Raw genomic sequence first — 309 nt, 5'->3', positions numbered from 1 at the left:
AAGGGATCGAGTCGGTGCGCGTCCGAAACTTGAGAACTCAACAGTGTGCCACATTGTCGATGCCAAATGCATTAACAATCTCCGTCCTCCCTGGTTTCAGGGGGATGGATTCCTTTGGTAATCAAATGACAACGAGTCAGTTGTTTTTGATGCCGGAGATTAAACAGAGTCTTTGACTCGCTTCGTAATGGTGGTTGCTGGGCTCTTTTGGGGGTCTGGTTTTTCCAACATTCTTTTACGGAGAGTTTGATCCTGGCTCAGGACGAACGCTGGCGGCGTGCTTAACACATGCAAGTCGAACGGTGACGG

At 49.5% G+C, this 309-nt stretch carries 1 rRNA gene; it reads left to right on the top strand.

Annotation, left to right across the window (positions count from 1 at the left end):
* Nucleotides 1-234: 234 nt before the first annotated feature.
* Nucleotides 235-309, top strand: a 16S ribosomal RNA gene (locus tag QQX10_RS13620); the annotation flags it as partial.

This window comes from Demequina lignilytica (genome assembly GCF_030418305.1).
GTDB classification, from domain to species: Bacteria; Actinomycetota; Actinomycetes; order Actinomycetales; family Demequinaceae; genus Demequina; species Demequina lignilytica.
The sequence above is the reverse complement of the archived record's forward strand: the minus strand, read 5'-3'. Positions and strand labels throughout refer to the sequence as shown.